The organism is Chitinophaga pinensis DSM 2588 (genome assembly GCF_000024005.1).
GTDB classification, from domain to species: Bacteria; Bacteroidota; Bacteroidia; order Chitinophagales; family Chitinophagaceae; genus Chitinophaga; species Chitinophaga pinensis.
In genome coordinates this window covers 2510185-2530079 of the sequence record NC_013132.1, presented here as the reverse complement: position 1 = coordinate 2530079, position 19895 = coordinate 2510185, and the positions used below count along the sequence as shown (strand labels likewise).

Sequence of the window (19895 nt, the reverse complement as noted above, 5' to 3'; positions counted from 1 at the left end):
AGCGATATAAGAATTTCTCTTTTTACCCCATTAAAGTGGGATCTTATTTAGATCGCTGTGTAATATTATAGACATTAGTTACCTTTGCGGACTCGCATTCAAAAAGAAAATTGTATGAGCCGTTATAATGAATATCTTAAGGAAATAGAAGAAAGAAAAGGTCAGGAACTGCATCCAAAGCCGATTGATGGTGCCGAATTGTTAAATGAAATCATCGAACAAATTAGAGATCTGGCAAATGTGCACCGGAAAGATTCTCTTAATTTCTTCATTTATAATGTGTTACCAGGAACCACGAGTGCAGCTGGTGTAAAAGCTAAGTTTTTAAAGGAGATCATCCTTGGAACAGCTAAAGTAGAAGAAATTACACCTGCTTTTGCTTTTGAGTTGTTATCCCACATGAAAGGAGGTCCTTCCATTGAAGTGCTGCTGGATCTGGCCCTGGGTAATGACGCGGCGATTGCAAAAGAAGCTGCTAAGGTGCTCAAAACACAGGTTTTCCTGTACGATGCGGACACAGACCGCCTGAAAGAGGCATTCAAAAATGAAAATCCGATAGCGAGAGAGATCATTGAAAGTTACGCTCAGGCTGAGTTTTTCACAAAACTGCCTGAAGTACCTGAAGAAATTAAGGTAGTGACTTTCATCGCTGGTGAAGGTGATATTTCGACTGACTTGCTCTCTCCTGGCAACCAGGCGCATTCCAGATCTGACCGCGAACTGCATGGTAAATGCATGATCACCCCTGCAGCACAGGCTGAAATCAAGAAATTACAGGCAGAACACCCTGACAAGAGTGTGATGCTGATTGCTGATAAAGGTACCATGGGTGTAGGTTCATCAAGGATGTCCGGCGTAAACAACGTGGCACTCTGGACAGGCAAACAGGCAAGTCCTTATGTTCCATTTGTTAACATTGCCCCTATTGTAGGTGGTACTAATGGTATCTCCCCTATCTTCCTCACGACTGTTGATGTTACCGGTGGTATCGGTATTGACCTCAAAAACTGGGTAAAAAAGGTAGACGAAAATGGTAAACTGATTCGTAATGAAGCTGGTGAACATATTCTCGAAGAAGTATACTCTGTGGCTACCGGCACCGTACTGACAATCAACACAAAGAAGAAGAAACTTTATAACGGCGATAAAGAACTGATTGACATTTCCAAGGCACTGACGCCGCAGAAAATGGAATTTATCAGGGCTGGCGGATCATATGCGATCGTATTTGGTAAAAAGATCCAGACTATCGCCGCAAAACTCCTGAACATCGAAATTCCCCCTGTATTCGCTCAGCCAAAAGAAATTTCTCACGAAGGTCAGGGTCTGACAGCAGTAGAGAAAATTTTTAACAGAAATGCCGTTGGCACAACTCCAGGTAAAGTATTACATGCTGGTTCAGATGTTCGCGTAGAAGTGAACATCGTAGGTTCTCAGGATACGACTGGTCTGATGACTGCTCAGGAACTGGAATCTATGGCAGCAACCGTGATTTCGCCAATTGTGGATGGCGCCTACCAGTCAGGCTGTCACACCGCTTCCGTATGGGATAAAAAGGCACAGGCAAACATTCCAAAACTCATGAAATTCATGAACGAATTTGGTCTGATCACTGCCCGTGACCCGAAAGGCGAATATCACTCCATGACAGACGTTATTCACAAAGTACTGAACGATATTACGGTAGACGAGTGGGCAATCATCATCGGTGGTGACTCCCACACAAGAATGTCCAAAGGTGTTGCCTTTGGTGCTGACTCAGGTACCGTTGCCCTCGCACTGGCTACAGGTGAAGCATCCATGCCTATTCCGGAATCAGTGAAAGTAACCTTCAAAGGAGAAATGAAGGATCACATGGATTTCCGTGATGTGGTACATGCTACACAGGCACAGATGCTGCAGAAATTTGCAGGAGAGAACGTTTTCCAGGGCAGAGTCATTGAAGTGCATATCGGAACACTCCCTGCTGACCAGGCATTCACCTTCACCGACTGGACTGCAGAAATGAAAGCAAAAGCTTCCATCTGTATTTCTGAAGATGATACCCTGATCCAATCACTGGAAATTGCTAAAGGCAGAATCCAGATCATGATTGATAAGGGTATGGACAACAGCAGACAAGTACTGCAGGGCCTGATCAACAGAGCTGATAAGAGAATCGCAGAAATTAAATCAGGTGAGAAACCAGCTTTAACGCCCGACGAGAACGCAAAATATTATGCAGAAGTTGTAATTGACCTGGATGCTATCGTTGAACCAATGATCGCGGATCCGGATGTTAATAACGATGATGTTGCAAAACGATATACCCATGATACCATTCGTGCGCTCTCATACTACAGCGGCGAGAAAAAAGTAGATCTTGGTTTCGTTGGATCTTGCATGGTACACAAAGGTGACCTGAAAATTGTTTCTCAGATGCTCAGAAATCTGGAAAATCAGAATGGCAAAGTTGAGTTCAATGCACCACTTGTAGTGGCAGCACCAACCTACAATATCATTGATGAACTGCAGGTAGAAGGAGATTGGGAAATACTTCAGAAATATTCTGGTTTTGAATTCAACGACAATGCTCCAAAAGGCGCTGCTCGTACCGAATACGAAAACATGATGTATCTTGAGCGTCCAGGTTGTAACCTTTGTATGGGTAACCAGGAGAAAGCAGCTAAAGGTGATACCGTAATGGCTACCTCTACGCGTCTTTTCCAGGGAAGAGTCGTTGAAGATTCTGATCGCAAAAAAGGTGAATCCCTGCTTGCATCTACACCAGTAGTTGTTCTTTCTGCCATCCTTGGAAGAATTCCTAATATGGAAGAATATAAAGCAGCAGTAGTAGGTATCGATCTGACGAAGTTCGCGCCTCCGCTGAAAAACATGACTACAACCGCAACACGTACAGACAGTCTGTCTTACTAATGTTTTAAATCATTATAAAAACAATACCCCTGCTCCTGCGAGTAGGGGTATTGTTTTTATAGCGTTTAGTGAAAACAAAAACAGGATTTTCAATCTATCAGTCAGAAGTCCCGTCAATGACAAATACAAAATATTTGTCAAAGATCTATCTCTGATTTTATCTTCCTGAATACCTCTTCAATACGCTTCTCATTCTTCTTATCAACCACGGATAACAATATCACAATAGCTTTATCATGAATGATAATTTCCCTTGAAAAAAGACTGATAGTATCTCCAGGGTATGCAATACTCAATATACCTGCTTTCCGTTGCACTTTGCCAATCCGCCCGATGTGTTTTTCTACTTTAACTGGTGAGTTAGCATTCACCACATCTTCCAGTTGCCAGTTTAATAGTGAATTCAAATCTGCCGAATTAAACCTGCTGTCATTATAAATACGGACATTCATCCAGGCGGATGAATCCTTCTCGCCCACATATTTATTAAAAATTAAATGATCGTCCAGGAATTCTGGCAGCCTCAATGTATCCCAACTTAGAGGTAAAGGCAAGACTATTTTCTTTTTAATACTATTGTCTGAAAAATCAAAAGACTTATAACTGGTTGAGCCAGCAGTACAAGCCATCATAGAGACAAGCAAGGTAATAACTATGCATTTTATCATTTATCTAATATTTTTTTATAGGTATATGAGCGTTAATATGCCAGACAGCACTCATTCGTCGTGCAAATTCTACCAGCGCTAACAACTAAAATATCAAAAAGTGTAACTTAAAAAGAAAAAAACTGCGCTATTACCCGGAAAAAGCTGAATACATTTATGGTAGCAGTACAATCAAAACAATGGTTGTAAAGCCCACAGATATACAATAACGCATATGCAAATTATTATACTAAAGCGTGTTACGCTGCTTTCTGTACTCCTGGTATTGTTCACGCAGATGCAGCTGTTTGCGGCCACGCCTGACACAACAGCCCACCAGATACAGCTCTCCTGCCCGGGAAATGCTGTTACGCTGCTGATTGACTATAACAACGGCGCTATGATAAAAGCACTTCACATCAATGGTGGTGCTAACCTCCTGTCGGCATCCGGAGTTACTACAGGTATTTTACTTCACTCAGGGAAAGCATATAATAGCGCCTCCGGCCGACCAGCAAGTATACGGCCATCAAAAAACAGACTGGTCATATCTGGTATCAGTTATGGCGATGACAGTCTGCGCGTCAATGAAACCTGGGAATTCTCTTACACCCCTGACAATATCAGTTGGGAAATTACACGTGAATACAGCAATAACGCTATACTGGATGACAACGCATTTCCTAAATGGGCTTTTCAGCATTTGAATACCTGGACTGGAGGCATTCTCGGTAATGGTGGTGTTGTCTGGTGCAAATACCTCAGTGAAATCAATGATACTTATGGCGTGCATACCGGCGACGTTACTTTGTGGAATACCGCATCTGCTGATGGATTAAAGATCACTACACGCGCCACATCAGATCATGAAACGGCCGTCCGCTACAGTCACAGCGATAAAGACGAATTTATCGTTAACCACATGATCAGTGATTCCTGTTTAAAACAACGTTATCATCTGAGTCGCTTTATACGGGGTAAAGCCCTCGTTTTTGCGCCATATAAGGTCAGGAAAAGTAAAGTCAAGGTCCGATATGATATAGCCTATGTAGACTATCCGAAAGTATATTCAAGGGGCAATTTAAGAGGCATAAACGCCACCGCTGTCCGCGAATTGCTGAATACCACCGGTCGTTATGGCGTAGTTGACAACAACATCAGCGGCGGTAATGGATGGCTGACCAATTGGAAATGCCTGCATGAACCATTTTTTGCACAGATAGGACTGGCTTTGAATGACCCGAATTATGACCGCAACCTCTCAGCGACCCTTGACCAGGAACGTGACCAGGCCATCAAGCCAGACGGAAGGGTACTGTCCCGTTGGCACAATGTTCCCGGAGATGAGATCCCTGGCACCTATAACAAAGAAACAGGGTATTATGAAGCGATGTGGGGCTATACTGTCGATTCGCAAACAGGTTATGTCATCAATGTCTGCGAACAATTTGACATTACAGGAAAACTCAGTTGGCTGAGATCGCATCAGCAAAGCTGCGAAAAAGCCCTGAACTGGCTTATCCGGAGAGACAGCAACCACAATGATATCTTTGAAATGGTGAATCATAACATCGCAGAAAAAACAGCCAGCGACTGGCTGGACATTGTCTGGGCCAGTTATGAAAATGCTTTTGTAAATGCGCAGATGTACGAAGCACTCCTGCGCTGGTCAGATTGCGAGCGGATAATGGGCGATACACCTAAGTCGGAATATTATGCTTCGCTGGCGCTAAAGCTGAAAACAGCATTTAACAAACCTACTGAGGCCGGAGGGTTCTGGTCTGAAAAAGACGGACAATATGTTTACTGGCGGGATAATGATGGCAGCATACATGGCAATAATATGGTTACTCCTGTGAACTTTGCCGCCATTGCATTTGGTATATGTGATCAGCCTGCACGTATTAAGATACTCCTTGACAGCATTGAGCAACGTATGACACGTGAAAAACTCTTTCACTGGCCATTATGCTTCGATTCATTTAAAGAAGAAGAGGTGTCCGGGGGGAACTGGCCGTTCCCCAAGTACGAGAATGGAGACATCTTTCCAACATGGGGATATCTGGGCGTCCGCGCCTACGCGTCGTATAACAGGGACATTGCACTAAAATATATCAAGAACATCCTTCATCAATACCAGCTGGATGGACTGTCCTCACAACGGTATAGCAGGGTAACACAACAAGGACTCGGTGATGACGTACTGGCAGGAATATCCACAACAATAACAGCCTTATACCGCGATATATATGGCATCCGGCCTAAATGGAACCGGATGGGCCTTGAGCCGCACCTGAATAACTCGCTGGATGGTACCTCATTCAGATATATACTTCGTGACACTGCCTATCAGGTTACACTCAACCAGGGAAAATATGAGCTGAGTGGAAACCACTTTTCAGTTTCCTCCTCAACAGGTTTCGGTGTAGCAAACTCGCAGACGGGGCTTCGTTATTTTCATCTTAATCAAGACAGTTGCACACTGGAAGTAAAAAAAACTGCCGGAAAACCAAATATAGACCTGACAATCCTCCTTTGGGATGAACAACATCTCTCGTTCAGATTACAATGCAAAGGGCAGGTAAAAATGGAAATAAATGGCCTGGCATCGGATAGCTATTACACGGTCAATACCGGCCAGTTGACAAAACGATTAAAAACTACAAACAAAGGCCGTATGGTCATTGCATCCGGCATTCCGGGGCAGCTGAAAGTCACCATCAAAAAAGACATTTGAGTATTTGTAAAAAATCCTCCATACACAGTATGTTATTGAGCAACAATAAGTATCGATAATATCTGGCATTCCTGTATAGCAGCTACAGGAGATTCTTAAAATCATTAGTCTATTGAGCGAGAAAGGTCCTACACTTATGAGCATAAAAAGAGGCAGCTTTTTATAAGTTGCCTCTTTTTATGTTAACTTTTAACCGCTTAAACCACGCAGCTTTCTTATACTAGTTTAATAATTTAACAATACGGTTACCGTTGCGAAGCATATACGGCATATAATAAATAGATGACACTAGTGAGTCGTCAGAAAAATTAGTGATAATCACATCGTGTTGATAGCCTGTTCGTGAAAATGAGGCACGTTTAACAGGAATTTCAGCATCAGCTCTGGTTAAAGATGCATTTTTCTCACCAACCTTCTGCCAGCTTCCACTTTCATAACGATAAGTAAATACAACAGCATCTGATTCCCTGTAACAAATCACATAATTAAGTATTCGAACCACTTCACCCGATTTTTTAAGTTCTATTATTGTCCAATTGTTTTTAAGAGGTAGCGCATCTGTTGTTATTTTCTTCAAAAACCGCCATCTGATAGAGTCCCTGTTAAGACTATCTGTTGTTACTGACCACATATATGGTAAACTTGCAAGGCGATTAGCACATAGAGAACTGTCATTCTCCTGTTTCATATTATTACACGTTTTTTCCAGCGTGCACAAAGTGAGCCTGTTCCATTGAAGAAATAAGTCATCAATCTTTTCATCTGTATTACCGGATAGAAAAGAAAAAAAAAGACATATTAGTATACCTGATGTGTTCATTATCATGTTTAAAAGTGCTTCTTCCTTTCAAATATGTCTCAAGTATCATCAAATCAATTATAAAACCGGATAAAAATTATCGGCTCTTAAACGATCTTCACCAGCTTCAATCTCTCAATAAACGCCGCAGTACCTTTTATATCAAACTCCTCCTCCATTACATACTGCTTCTTTAAGCTGAGTGGCAGATACCTTCCCCACTTGCCGGTATAAAAAGTATCGGGACTATGATCCATGATATCACTTATACGCTGTGGTAATAGTAATATCTCCTTTTTAAGTAATGGCAGCAAATTTGAAAATCCAATTTCCAGGGTCAGCTCCATACCAGGCGTATCCGGGTGCATATCGACCTCCTTCAGCAGATAAGCCAGTGTACTGTGTATTCTGTCACCTGCAAATGGAAACCAGGTGATGAATCCCTGATGAATAAATACAGGGCGTTCAGACTCAAAATTATGCAGCACCACACGTGAAAATTGCTCCCTGAGTGTATGCAGGCAAGCCAGCGCATCAGGTTGCAATTCGGCCTTCAGCGTATCTGTACAAAGCAGCTCCAGCATCTTCTCCTCTATCTTAGGATGCACAGCCATCCCCTCACTGGAAAAAAATGTTTTTCCGGACTTGTTCGTCGCCACCACCGTTATCTTACCGGCCAGCCGGTCTATATCAGTGATCATCCAGCTTTTTGTGGCCAGCAATATACAGGTGCCAGGAAAAAGCGCATACGCATCTTCTTCATCAATGGAACCAATAGTTATACCTGCATGTACAACCTTTATCTTTTCGGGTGAACTGAACATCGCATAAAAGTCCCGGGAATTCGTGATTGCTTCTCCCTTGTACCCAACAATCAGTTCTCGCTTCAGGTCTTCCAGGAATGACTCCTTTACCATGTGTGTGATCAGACCCGTGATTTCTTCTTTACTTAGCTCCTTAAAAACAGCATTCCCCATGATCCGCTCTACCAATGCTTTGCGGGTTATACCATAGCACTCTCTGGCAATCGATAAAATCTGATGAAAAAGAATATCGAAAGGTTTGGTCCTGTCTTTCAACGGCTCTACATAACCTGATTGGTACAATTCCCAACAGGCAATAGATTGCAGCAGGGACCATGGTCTGGTGGCATACATCAACAGGCGGCTCATAGCACCTTCCTGCCTCCCGCTACGCCCTGTGCGCTGAATAAGCGATGCAACAGAAGGCGAGGCATCTACCTGTACCACCAGATCTACAGAACCTATATCAATACCAAGTTCCAATGTAGAAGTACAAATGATACAGTAAGGCTGCCGCGTACTGTTTTTCGCAAATTCCTCTGCATAATGCCGTTGCTCTTTGGTTAAAGATGCATGATGTGAAAACCACGCGGTATGCCCCTGATGTTGTTCTGCTTTTCCGCGCAGTTTTGAGGCCAGTTCTTCCACGTTTTTCCTACTGTTGGGAAACAGCAAAACCTTGCTGTTCTTAGTATCCTCATACAGATCATTGATAAAAGCGTCGCTAAACCCCTTATAGGCGCTTACCGGCCAGTACACAAACTCCGCTTGCATCTGTTTAGGCGTACTATCCACCAGTACCTTTGTCCTGTCAGGCTCTCCGGTGAATTGCTTAGCAGCTTCATAATCTCCGATAGTGGCAGAAAGTCCGATCATTCTTGCCGGCTTCGTCTTTGCCAGCGCATGTATACGCGATAATAACGAACGCAGATGCAATCCACGATCTGTATTCAGAAAACTATGAACCTCGTCAACGATGATAAACTGCAAATTAGAGAAGAGTACCCGTCCCCGTTCTGGCCGGTTTGAAAATAAACCTTCTATTGATTCTGGTGTGATGAGTAGAATACCATGCGCCTCTTCTATACGCTTCATCTTATCGGAACGATTACTTTCTCCGTGCCATCTTGTCACTGGTATATCCAGGTATTTACATAACAGTTCCGCCCGTTCAAACTGGTCATTGATAAGTGCTACCAACGGTGAAATATACAATACCTGAATGCCTGGCTGCTTAAAGTCCACCGCGGACAACACAGGCAGAAAAGCAGCCTCCGTTTTGCCGGATGCCGTAGCTGATACAAGTATATAATGATTGTCCGTACTGAGTATCCTCGTGATAGCAGCCTCCTGTATCGGACGCAGTGTTTCCCATTTTTTATCTCTTACATACCGGCGAATGGGCTCACTCAACATTTCATAGGCCGTCATATTTCTTTGATATTATCATGGGGCCGTTCATCCCGTATCTTGATTTTCTTTATAAATGCTCTTTTATCCAGATCCGGGTTTTGTCGCATGATGCTGAGTACATTCAGGAAATCACGGATCACTTCGCGGGGCGTAAGGAATTCATGAGCGCCCGGCTTGTTATAGATATCTTCCATGAACTGACGAATGTCTTCTTTGTCGATGTTGATGGTAGTGTTATAATTCAATTCAAAGATCTGTCGCAAACTTTGCAGCAGTACGAATACTTCCGTATTGTCCAGTGGCAACAGGCGAATTACCGGTTGCGCAAAATCGCGTATACCGTTTGTTTCATGCTTGTTTGTCTCCAGTCTTGACTTCAGCGCATGATAACTGAACAATCCACGTCTTTCATTTTCGAGAAATTCTCTCGTACCGGCGATATTGAAGAACAGATGACTTACCTTACCCTGAAAGCAGTCATTATACATGCTTAACAATTTCTCATAATTCTTCTCCCGGTTATGCGACATCGTGATTTTATAGAGATTAATCGCTTCATCCAGATTAATGATAAATCCATTGTATCCCATGCTTACAAACAACCGACAGAAATTTTTAAGCATATTGTAATAGTTCCCATCGTCGATAATCTCCCTTGCCCCCAGTTCCATCCGCGCATGGGTCTTATTGCGATATTCTCCTTTCAGCCAACGCAATGCACATATGCGCAATTCGTCGTCTTCCCTGAGATAGGCTTCAAAATACTTTACAATCACTTTATTAAACTCAAAACTACCAATGTCAGTCACCTCGTTCAGCTTGCGTTCCATATTAGCACGCAATTGCTTCACATATTTCTCCTCTCTTACATCATTTACATCTATATCAAGTTCCTCCGCCGTTTCGGACATGATCTGCTCTATCCATTTCTCCAGCAGAGTTGGTAATGCGCCGCCTTCCGGCATTGACTGAATGGCCAGACTATCGATGATGGCAGTGTATAATAACGTAGCTCTATTTTCAGTTGAATACAGGCGGTTCTCCGGAGTGAAGTCCGCATTCGCTACTACAAATTTTTGTTTCATTGCCACCGTATTCAGCAGGTGCATCATGAATGATTTGCCGGAACCATAATCACCAATCCAGAATTTCATCATGCTATGCCCGTTCTTTACATCTTCCAGCGCAGTCAGAAACGATGCCACTTCAGCTGAGCGGCCTACAGTAATATGTTGGAGACCGATCTTCGGTACCACCCCGCCTAACAAAGAATTAATGATAGCTGTTGCTTCTTTTGGTTTGACATGCTCTATCATACAAGGATAATTTTGTGGTAATATTTTTCAAGTACTTCATAGCCCTCTCCCGTCTCCTCGATTAATACATCATCCAGCAGCTCCTGACAGGCGTCATTGATGCTTTCTATTAATTTATTCTTTAGGAGCTTATGACTCTTGGCATACTTGCTTACCTCATCTTTAGTAAGGGTAAATTTGTGTTGCTGAAATAGCTGCAACAAGCCGGTTTGTATAGGTGTTAATTGGCTGTTAGTGGCTTTTTTCGGTTGTTTGACAGTAGCCACTTCTTCCTCTGCTAATAATTTATTGAGTACTTTTACCGTATCTGCATGTTTGGTGGCCGCCTTATCAATAGCCTGTTCATCGAGTTCTACAGAGGTATATTTCCTGTTATAGATGTAAGGCACTTCCGCCAGTACAGCTTTGAGATCCCTGTGCTGAATCAATTCCTTTATTAATAGCTGTAGCGCTTTTAATTCCTTTTCATTGGAAACGAATTTCCCATAAGTAGCTTTTAACCGTGACAGGGAATTAATGTCTATTTCACTGGCAACGGCGTTTATATATTTCAGGTAAAAGGTAGCGGCGACCTGCCGGTCGTATGTACCAAATAACTTAGCCACCCAGAACCAGAAGGAATCTGCAGCGCCCTTCTTATCCACCGGAACAGGCATCTGGTCGATATGCGCTAACCATTCCTGCCAGTTATCGGCATTGACAGATTTTTCTACATTATAATTGTAATAATCAGCCCATCGTTTAGGCATCCTTTTATAAAACTGTGCCTGCAAAGCGTCACTGGCAGGCATAATCGTGTCAGCATGCTGATCTACAATCCTGTTAAAAACGACACCCAGCGAGTTTTCGAGTTTCTTCACTTCTCTGTCAAACAGGAAAGTATCATGTATCCGGCCGAGGTGATATTTCCTTCTGAAAGCATTTTCTACCTTCCTGAAAAGCAGATAATATATGTCGTACCGGTCATCTTTCCCATGTCTGCCATGAACAGCTACCCGGGCGTCCTTCATCAGTCTTATGATGTAATCCTCGACGTTATCGCCTTCCGCCTGTCGCTCTTCATTTAAGGATCTCATACAGGTGATGTATAGCCGGACGTTCATGTCATAGCATTCATTGATGCGCTGAAAAGGAGTTTCTGAGCGCAATGGAAGCCAGGCCCGTTCTCTTTTGGTGAGTTGAAACTTGCCATAACGTTTTTCTTCTGTGGGTGGAGTCTCGCCTGCTGCTTTGGCAGGTTTAACTGGTCGGGTAGTTATCTTCGCCATGCGCGGCAAAATAATTCATTTTCTTCAGATAGTGATAAGCGGGTAATCTCGACAGTGGTGCAATACGGTAGCCCGCTATCACAGGAAAGAAGTCTTCTCAGGTCCGGTGAATACCCCAGATCCCAGTAATTTAATCATTTTTTTAGTGCATGAACTCATTGAGATAACTGTATACAAACTTCAGAAATAGCCCGCCTCTGTGCCGGTACAACTCAATTAAATGATATGCACATATTTAGACCTTCGCGCCCGCATCTAATACCTGGACAAGCTTTTGCTGGTATTGCCTGATCGTGCCTTCTTTATCTTCAGTCAGCGCTTTTAACAGCTCCGGGTTACCCGGCGGATTATAGGTAGACCCCCAGATCGTCATCTCCATAATAATCGGAACCAGGTCAATTGCCTTTTTAGTTAACGTGAACAGGAACTTATTCTTTTTTTCAGCCGACACCTTCTTTGTTACAAACCCATACTCTTCCAGCTTATTCAACTTATCTGCCAACACATTGGTCGCAATCTTCTCATTGGAACTCAGGAAATCGCCATAGCTGCTTTTACCACCAACTACCATATCGCGCAGAATCAACAGTGTCCATTTATCCCCTAGAAAATCCAGCGTGAAGCTAATCGGGCACCCAGACCGTGGTTCAATTTTCTTCATGAAAAATAAATTTTAAAAAAATACTTGTTTTTTGCAAGCAAATATCTATACCTTTGTTTTACTTGCAATTTACAAGCAAAAATACAAAATAATACGCAAACCTAAAATTAGAGTGATGTCATTAGTTAAGTCATTTGAATGGCGTTATGCGACAAAAAAGTATGATACCGCCAGAAAAGTCGACCCTGCGGTGCTGGCTGATCTGACTGAAACAGTGCGGCTGGCGCCGTCTTCCTTTGGCCTGCAGCCCTATAAATTCCTTTTAATTGAAGACAAGGCGAAGCTGGAAGAAATTAGCCGGGCAGCCCATGGCCAGCCGCAAATTACAACAGGTGCACATGTAATGGTACTGGCGGTAGAAACGGATATAGATGAAAAAACAGTGGCTAGTTATATCGACAAGGCGGCTATTGCCCGGCAAACCGAACGCAAAAATCTTGAAGCACGCGAACAGTTTGTGAACACCGTGCTAAGCAAGCTGGATTATAACCAGCGCATTGTATGGGCAGAGAAGCAAGCTTTTCTAGCCGTAGGAGTATTCGTAAGCGCTGCCGCTGAGGCAGGTATCGATGGCGTAGAAGTGTTCTACCAAACAGTTAAACAGGACGATCCAAATACACTGGTATTCTTTGAAGTATTCAAATCCCAGCAAGCGCTGAAGGATCATCTGGCCGCAGATTACACCCAGGCATTTTTTGCAGGCGTCAAAGATAAGCTGGCAGGCAAGCCTGCATCTAAAATTTTAAAAGAATTATAGGGGATAAATAATGCAAATATCAAAGATAGCCAGCCACCGGGAACTGTTCCTGCGCTAACCTAACAGACAAAAAATTCATTCATCAAAATATTAATAAACTATGAATATTCAGAGTAAAACAGTCCTCGTAACCGGCGGCGGTTCCGGCATTGGATACGCTATAGCAAAATTATTAAGCGAAAAAGGGAATAAAGTGATTCTCTCCGGTCGCAATGCTGCTAAAATTGAAAAAGCCGCCAAAACTTTAGGGCTTGACTACATCGTCTGCGATGTCACCAATGCGGAGGCCGTTAATAACCTGGTCACAAGACTTAATACCGATTACGATGGTTTAAGTGTGTTGATCAATAATGCAGGCGTAGCCAATTTGTACAAACTATCTGAAGATGCGCGTGCGTATGAAAAATCAAAACAGGAATTCGAAACCAACTATTTCGCGCCGGTAAGACTGACAGAAGCGCTGCTGCCATTGCTCAAAAAGCAGCCGGAGGCAGCGATCATCAATATCACATCCAATGTGACCTTCCATCCTTTATTAGTGCTGCCGACGTATTCAGACTCAAAAGCTGCCCTGCATTCCCATACTGTCGCATTGAGATTAAGCCTGTCAAAGGATACCAACATTAAAGTGTTTGAAGTGATGCCTTCGCTCATCAACACAGATGCCACGAAAGACATGGGTGGCGAACAAAATGGCTTACCGCCACAGGTCGTAGCCGAAGACCTGTATTATGGTCTTGAGGAAGACCGGTACGAGATCTATGTCGGTGAAACCGGAAAGCAGCGCGACGCCTATTTTGCAAACCCTGTTGCAGCAGTAGAAAGCTTTAACCAAGGCTTATTTTGATTGAGTGGTTCAACAGTACTGAATAAAGGTGATTCACAACATTTCACTCCCTGAGTTAAAGACCGGAATTCATTTGGTGTCGTACCGGTCTTTAACTTAAAAAGTCTGGTAAAATGTGCAGGATATGTAAAGTCCAAATCAAAAGCAATTTCACCAATAGATTTATCACTGTTAAACATCATTGACTTTGCTGCATCAACTCACAAATGGATGCAGTATATCCAGCGCACCGTGTCATTGTACTGTTTAACGGATCTTTACTCCGCTCACCAAACCTGGTTATTTGATGGTATAGCTTTTGGTAGCTACTTCTGCCAGCCTGAAATACCCCAAAGCGTAATTTTTGCTATTGGTCTGATTGACAATATTTCCGCGAACGGCACTTGGTATGGTAGGGAATGGATTGCCGTCATTACCGGAGGCCACTATCAATTTGAACATATAATTATAATAGTCTTTTGAGATTCCGTACAATTTGATGTCTACCTGGTCACCGGCTTTTAATTTTTCATGTGAATAGGATTCCTGCATTAAATTACCGTTGGTATGTTCATCGTCCTCTACTTCAAGCTCAGGGAACACTGAATAAGGCTGAGTAATGCTGTTCAGGTAAGCATTCATCTGGCGGGCATCGTCCTGATAGTAAAATGTTATCTCCATTTCATCGCCGGCCTCGCCTCCCTTGTTGTTCTGATCAATGTTATCCTCAATTTTAGGAACCGGGGTAAAGGTTTCTGAAGCGGTGTAGGTCTCCCCGTTCAAAATGATCTTTAAATTATAGGTCTGGCCGATAACAGGAAGGAAATTGGTGCAAATGTATTGCCCTGTTCCGGGCGCTTCTACAAAGTTAAAAACTGAATTTGTTGCGTTGGTTACCGTAACCACTGCTCCGGAAACACTCGGAAATTCGGAACTGTAATAACCCGTTGTTGTGGACAACACGATCTTTTGCTCATTGCCGGCTGTATTCTTTACCCAGTCAATAGAGGCATCTACAACCAGTCTTGGCGCCGCTGTTGTAAGATCCGCAGTAATAACCTTCTCACATCCTGTTGCAAGCAGTGCCACAAATGGTATGAGCATTATTTTAAGTAGTTTCATTTTGTATCTTTTTTAAAGTAGGAAAGTGTTTTTAAAATTTCACGTTGTAGGCTATGCTTGGAACAATGCCGAAAATGGATATTCTTCTTGTCTCGCTTCTTCCCGTTTCTTCTTTCTGTCTGAAAGAATACGATGCTGCATTATTCCTGTTATAAAGATTGTAGATGCTGAAATTCCACTCTCCCTGCCAGCCTTCTTTCTTGTTGGGTTTGGGTGTGTAGGTCGCAGATACGTCTAAGCGGTGGTACGCAGATAAAGAATTCCCATTTCTTGCTCCGTAATTCGCAACAGTAACACCCTGGTATAGATATTTTCCATTAGGAAATGTCGCTGCTTTTCCGGTTTGAAAAGTGAGAATAGCGCCGAAAGACCATTTGGGGCTTACCGAATAAGCGCCGGTAACAGATAGATTATGCAATTTGTCGTAATTCGCCCTATACCATTCTCCATTGTTTATACCCGGCTCATCTGCATTTCTGCCCGGTGTTCTTTGTTGCGCTTTAGAAAGTGTATAAGAAACCCAGCCGGTCAGTTTACCTGTATTTTTCTTCAACATCAGTTCCAGGCCATACGCCCTTGCCTCGCCGTTCAAAAGCACTCTTTCTATAGCATCAATACCCAACAGGTCTGCACCGTCTATATAGTCCGCTTTGTTTTTTATTTTCTTATAGAATGTTTCAGTTTCCAGAGAATACCTGCCGTCTTTAAAATTGTGGAAGTATCCCAGCGCCACCTGATCTAAGATCTCTGGTTTAAGGTATTTGTCAGAAGGAGCCCATATATCAAGCGGAGTGGCAGATGCGGTATTGGAAATTAAATGAACATATTGGCTCATTCTATTGTAGCTGGCCTTGATAGCATTGTCATTGTTCAGCGAATAAGCAAGAGCGACCCTTGGTTCCAGGTTATCAAAGCTGGCTATTTTTTTATTTTTCTTATAGTTGGCCGTTCCTGTCGGATCAGCCTCTTCATAAATATGAAACTCCTTATTATAAATAACCGGCTGGTCATTGGCATAGGTATAGACTTCCTGCGCGCCTACTCTTTGAAAGTTGCTGTAGCGGAGCCCATAATTGACAGATAATTTATCAGAGAGACGCTGGTCGGCACTGATATAGGCTGCATTTTCATAAGCATATTTTTTAGCCAACTGGTCCGGATTGATTGCTGAAGCCGTTCCATAAGGCTTGATCGTTCCGGGATTGAAATTGTAATAAATTGTATTAATGCCATAATTTAAAGTGAGGTTATTAGAAACATAATGTTTGAAATCATATTTAAAATTGTAATTTTTCACCTCTGCTTTCCAATCCAAACCGATGGTCTTGATCTTGATCTGGTAGTCATAATCACTGTAAATGGCAGATGCATTAGAAAATATCTTGTTGGAGAATATATGGTTCCATCTTAGATTGAAAAGCTTGTTGCCATAGGTATTGATGAAACTGTTATTAAAATTCAGGTTGTCGTTACCAAAGTATCCCGAAACAAATACATTGTTCTTATCATTTAATTTGTAATTAAACTTGGTGTTCAGATCGTAGAAATAAGCTGAATTAGGTTCATTTGCCATTTTCAAAAAGAGATGTGCATAAGATCCTCTCCCCGCAACCACAAAAGAACTTTTATCCTTAACAATAGGACCTTCAACAAGCAATCGGCTTGAGACTAATCCGATACCCGCGTTTACATGATACGCCTTGTTGTTCCCCTCTTTTTGATAAATATCCAGTACGGATGATATACGTCCGCCGAAATTAGCAGGGATGCCTCCCTTATAAAGTTTCAGGTCTTTGATCACATCAGCATTGAAGACAGAAAAGAAGCCGAATAAATGCGAGGTATTATATACAACGGCTTCATCAAGCAACACCAGGTTTCCATCCACAGATCCGCCCCTTACGTTAAATCCCGTCGCACCTTCCTGGGCATTAGTAACTCCGGGAAGCTGTAAGATCGATTTAAGAATATCTACCTCACCCAAAACTGCCGGCATCTTTTTGATCGTGGCGATAGATAGCTTATTGGTACTCATTTCAGGTTTGCGAATGTTAGCTTGCGGAGTATTATTCTTAATGATAACTTCATCGAGGGTTTTGCTGCTTTCCGTCATCCCGAAGTTCCTTTTTGTATTTTCGGTGAGTGTGATACTTTCTTCCAGGCGATCATAACCCACGTAGGTCAGGATAATAGTATAGTTTCCTTTAGGCAATGTTGTGGAATAAAATCCGTAGGAATTAGTCGTCAAACCTACTTTCGCTTCCGGAATATATATGCTTACGCCAATGAGTGTTTCGGTATTGGACTTGTTTGAGATCGTGCCGCTAAGGGTAACTCTTTCCTGCGAATAGGCATAGGATACCGACGCAAAAAAAAGTATCAGCACGGATAGGATTCTGCTTTTCATTTATAAAAGTTTGAGTTAAATGCTATAATTTTCGGCTAAACTATATTTTTACAGAACCCGCGATTTTTATTTATACGAAACATGCCGCTTTATATATCAAAGCAGCTATTACATATAGAAAAATAAATGCGCAGCAAGATTTCAGTAACAGTTGCGTTACAGTAGCATACTTTTTATATTCAAATATCGCCGGTAGTTCTGCCAGCTTTTGCAGTCCGGTAAAGCTGCCCGGCCAGGTAAAGCTTTCCGCTTAATTGCAGAAGGCTCTTTTTTCCAATGCCGTCCCTGTAAGCGGCAGATCGGCGGGTATGTAATTGCCCCTCAGAGAATGGATATTGCCTGTAAATGTTATTTTGGTATATAATTAAAGGGCTTTTGTATAGTATACGTTATTTAATTCCGGAGGATCGCTTGATTTGCCTGAGATTTAAATTTATGGGTAAACCTTTACACGAAAAAACTATGGATGCTAACTGGATGCTTCAGTTGATCATTTCAGAAAAATACCGTTTTCTGCGGCATATCTTACTGATCATCTTTTGTATTGTTGTTTTATATTACAGTCCGGCGGACTATGTAGAACCTTTTGAGACCTATAACCGACTGGTCATTTTTTTTCAGATAATCCTGATAGCCTACAGTAACATGTATTTTTTTGTTCCCGGATTTTTGTTCAGAAACAAATATCTGAGTTATGGTGTTTTTGTGCTTTCAGGCATGGTCATTTCGTATTATGTTCACGAAGTCTTTGCTGATTCCTTTAAACGGGATCTATTGCCTAATGAGGACGACAACATTAACTTTTTTACTTTTTCTTTTATGACGATGGTGCTTATCATAGCATCGGCAGCAATTAAGTTATTTCAACGGTGGATATCTGATGCACAGCTGATCCATGACCTGGCATTGGCTAATACCAATAGTGAACTGGAACAGCTCAAGAATCAGATCAATCCTCATTTCCTTTTTAATATGCTCAACAATGCCAACGTATTAATTGAGGATGATCCCCAAAAAGCTTCACAGGTATTGGTAAAACTAAGTGATTTGCTTCGTTATCAGCTTTATGACAGCTCAAGAGATAAAGTTCTGCTAACTTCAGAGGTCCATTTTTTAGAAGATTTTCTGAACCTGGAGAAAATCAGACGGGATAATTTCAGTTTTTTAATATCCAAAGAAGGTGAATTGAGCGGTGTTCAGGTGCCTCCCTTATTATTCATATCATTTGTCGAAAATGCCGTAAAACATAATAACGACTCAGCGAAGTTATCCTATCTGAATTTATATTTTGATGTGGGCCACGATGAGCTTTTTTTTAAATGCGTAAATTCGAAACCCGCGGTGAAAGCTGTTAATAAGTCCGGAGGATTAGGTCTGGTAAATATCAAAAGAAGATTAGAATTACTATTCCCGTCCTCGCACACTTTGACAATAGAAGACAATCAGGAAATGTACTGCGTTACCTTACTTTTAAATTTAAAAAAATGAACTGTATAATCGTAGATGATGAACCGTTAGGAAGACAAGCGATCCAAAAACTGGTTCACCAGACAGACAATCTGGAAGCGATAGGATCATTTAACGGAGCAGAAGCTACCAAAGCTTTCCTGGAAAAAAATGCTGTAGATCTGATATTTCTTGATATTCAGATGCCGGGAGTGAATGGTATCGAATTTGCCAGAACCATTCCGAAAACCACCTTAGTGGTGTTTACCACCGCTTTTCATGAATTTGCTTCCGAGAGTTATGACGTAGACGCTATCGATTATCTGATCAAACCTGTAAAACTGGAGCGCTTTCAAAAAGCGGTTGAAAAGGCACAGACGTATTGTAAATTATTCCATACCGATCATGCCAACAGCAACATAGAAAATATAACCACTGACTATTTTTTTGTAAAATCAGAACGAAGAATATTCAAAGTCCATTTCAGCGATATACTTTATATTGAAGGCCTAAAAGATTATGTGATCATTTATTTAGCAAATCAAAAAGTGATCACCCTGATGAATATCAAAACTATTCATGATCTGCTTCCAAAAAGTTTTTTTGTCAGGGTCAGTAAATCTTATATCATCAATGTAAACAACATAGATTCTGTTGATAACAATACGGTATACATAGGGAAAAACGAAATACCGATCGGCAATATTTACAGGGATCACTTCTTTAATGAATTTGTAACAAGGAAAATTTTAGGTAAGTGATAAATTTAAAGAGGGC

General features: G+C 42.0%; 14 protein-coding genes and 1 pseudogene. 6 read left to right on the top strand and 9 right to left on the bottom strand.

Annotated elements, in window-relative coordinates; all coding sequences use genetic code 11:
• Positions 1-114: 114 nt before the first annotated feature.
• Positions 115-2916 (top strand): bifunctional aconitate hydratase 2/2-methylisocitrate dehydratase, encoded by a 2802-nt coding sequence (locus CPIN_RS10400; RefSeq protein WP_012789743.1) that lies wholly within the window; start codon positions 115-117, stop codon positions 2914-2916.
• Between the two features lie 137 nt (positions 2917-3053).
• Here CPIN_RS10400 and CPIN_RS10395 read toward each other — a convergent pair whose 3' ends face one another.
• Entirely contained in the window at positions 3054-3584 is a 531-nt protein-coding gene (locus CPIN_RS10395) for a hypothetical protein (RefSeq protein ID WP_012789742.1), read from the bottom strand.
• 214 nt (positions 3585-3798) lie between these two features.
• On the opposite strand from CPIN_RS10395, the gene CPIN_RS10390 reads away from it, so the two are divergent.
• Positions 3799-6300: a glucosidase family protein gene (locus CPIN_RS10390; protein WP_012789741.1), complete on the top strand. Its 2502-nt coding sequence runs from the start codon at positions 3799-3801 to the stop codon at positions 6298-6300.
• Positions 6301-6520: 220 nt separating this feature from the next.
• Here CPIN_RS10390 and CPIN_RS10385 read toward each other — a convergent pair whose 3' ends face one another.
• The 5 genes from CPIN_RS10385 to CPIN_RS10365 form a co-directional block, all read right to left on the bottom strand.
• On the bottom strand, positions 6521-6988 hold the full coding sequence (locus tag CPIN_RS10385) for a hypothetical protein (RefSeq protein WP_148230541.1): 468 nt from the start codon (positions 6986-6988) through the stop codon (positions 6521-6523).
• Positions 6989-7206: 218 nt separating this feature from the next.
• Positions 7207-9333, bottom strand: coding sequence for a DEAD/DEAH box helicase (locus CPIN_RS10380; RefSeq protein WP_012789739.1), 2127 nt, complete (start codon positions 9331-9333; stop codon positions 7207-7209).
• Positions 9330-10631 carry an ATP-binding protein gene (locus CPIN_RS10375; protein WP_012789738.1) on the bottom strand — a complete coding sequence of 434 codons (1302 nt, stop codon included), beginning with the start codon at positions 10629-10631 and terminating at the stop codon, positions 9330-9332. Before CPIN_RS10375 ends, CPIN_RS10380 begins: the two co-directional genes overlap by 4 nt.
• On the bottom strand, positions 10628-11899 hold the full coding sequence (locus CPIN_RS10370) for a tellurite resistance TerB C-terminal domain-containing protein (protein ID WP_012789737.1): 1272 nt from the start codon (positions 11897-11899) through the stop codon (positions 10628-10630). Before CPIN_RS10370 ends, CPIN_RS10375 begins: the two co-directional genes overlap by 4 nt.
• A 235-nt stretch (positions 11900-12134) precedes the next feature.
• On the bottom strand, positions 12135-12560 hold the full coding sequence (locus CPIN_RS10365; protein WP_012789736.1) for a winged helix-turn-helix transcriptional regulator: 426 nt from the start codon (positions 12558-12560) through the stop codon (positions 12135-12137).
• 31 nt (positions 12561-12591) lie between these two features.
• On the opposite strand from CPIN_RS10365, the gene CPIN_RS10360 reads away from it, so the two are divergent.
• Both CPIN_RS10360 and CPIN_RS10355 read left to right on the top strand, forming a co-directional pair.
• Positions 12592-13317, top strand: a complete 726-nt coding sequence (locus tag CPIN_RS10360) for a nitroreductase family protein (protein WP_148230540.1) — start codon at positions 12592-12594, stop codon at positions 13315-13317.
• A 100-nt stretch (positions 13318-13417) separates the two neighbouring features.
• Complete coding sequence (locus CPIN_RS10355) at positions 13418-14164, top strand: SDR family oxidoreductase (protein ID WP_012789734.1); 747 nt, start codon at positions 13418-13420, stop codon at positions 14162-14164.
• Here the strand turns inward: CPIN_RS10355 and CPIN_RS39575 are convergent.
• The 3 genes and pseudogenes from CPIN_RS39575 to CPIN_RS10345 all read right to left on the bottom strand — a co-directional run.
• A pseudogene (locus CPIN_RS39575) lies at positions 14110-14349 on the bottom strand (helix-turn-helix domain-containing protein); the annotation flags it as partial. The gene CPIN_RS10355 and the pseudogene CPIN_RS39575 sit on opposite strands and share 55 nt — an antisense overlap.
• A 94-nt stretch (positions 14350-14443) precedes the next feature.
• The gene (locus tag CPIN_RS10350) at positions 14444-15265 is read right to left on the bottom strand and encodes a DUF4249 domain-containing protein (RefSeq protein ID WP_012789733.1); all 822 of its coding nucleotides are present in this window, start codon (positions 15263-15265) and stop codon (positions 14444-14446) included.
• 31 nt (positions 15266-15296) lie between these two features.
• A complete protein-coding gene (locus CPIN_RS10345) occupies positions 15297-17672 on the bottom strand; it encodes a TonB-dependent receptor (protein WP_012789732.1) in 2376 nt (791 codons plus the stop codon).
• Between the two features lie 435 nt (positions 17673-18107).
• Here CPIN_RS10345 and CPIN_RS10340 point away from each other — a divergent pair, with 435 nt between their 5' ends.
• Together CPIN_RS10340 and CPIN_RS10335 are read left to right on the top strand one after the other, a co-directional pair.
• Positions 18108-19160, top strand: coding sequence for a sensor histidine kinase (locus CPIN_RS10340; protein ID WP_012789731.1), 1053 nt, complete (start codon positions 18108-18110; stop codon positions 19158-19160).
• Complete coding sequence (locus tag CPIN_RS10335) at positions 19157-19879, top strand: LytR/AlgR family response regulator transcription factor (protein WP_012789730.1); 723 nt, start codon at positions 19157-19159, stop codon at positions 19877-19879. Before CPIN_RS10340 ends, CPIN_RS10335 begins: the two co-directional genes overlap by 4 nt.
• Positions 19880-19895 lie beyond the last annotated feature (16 nt).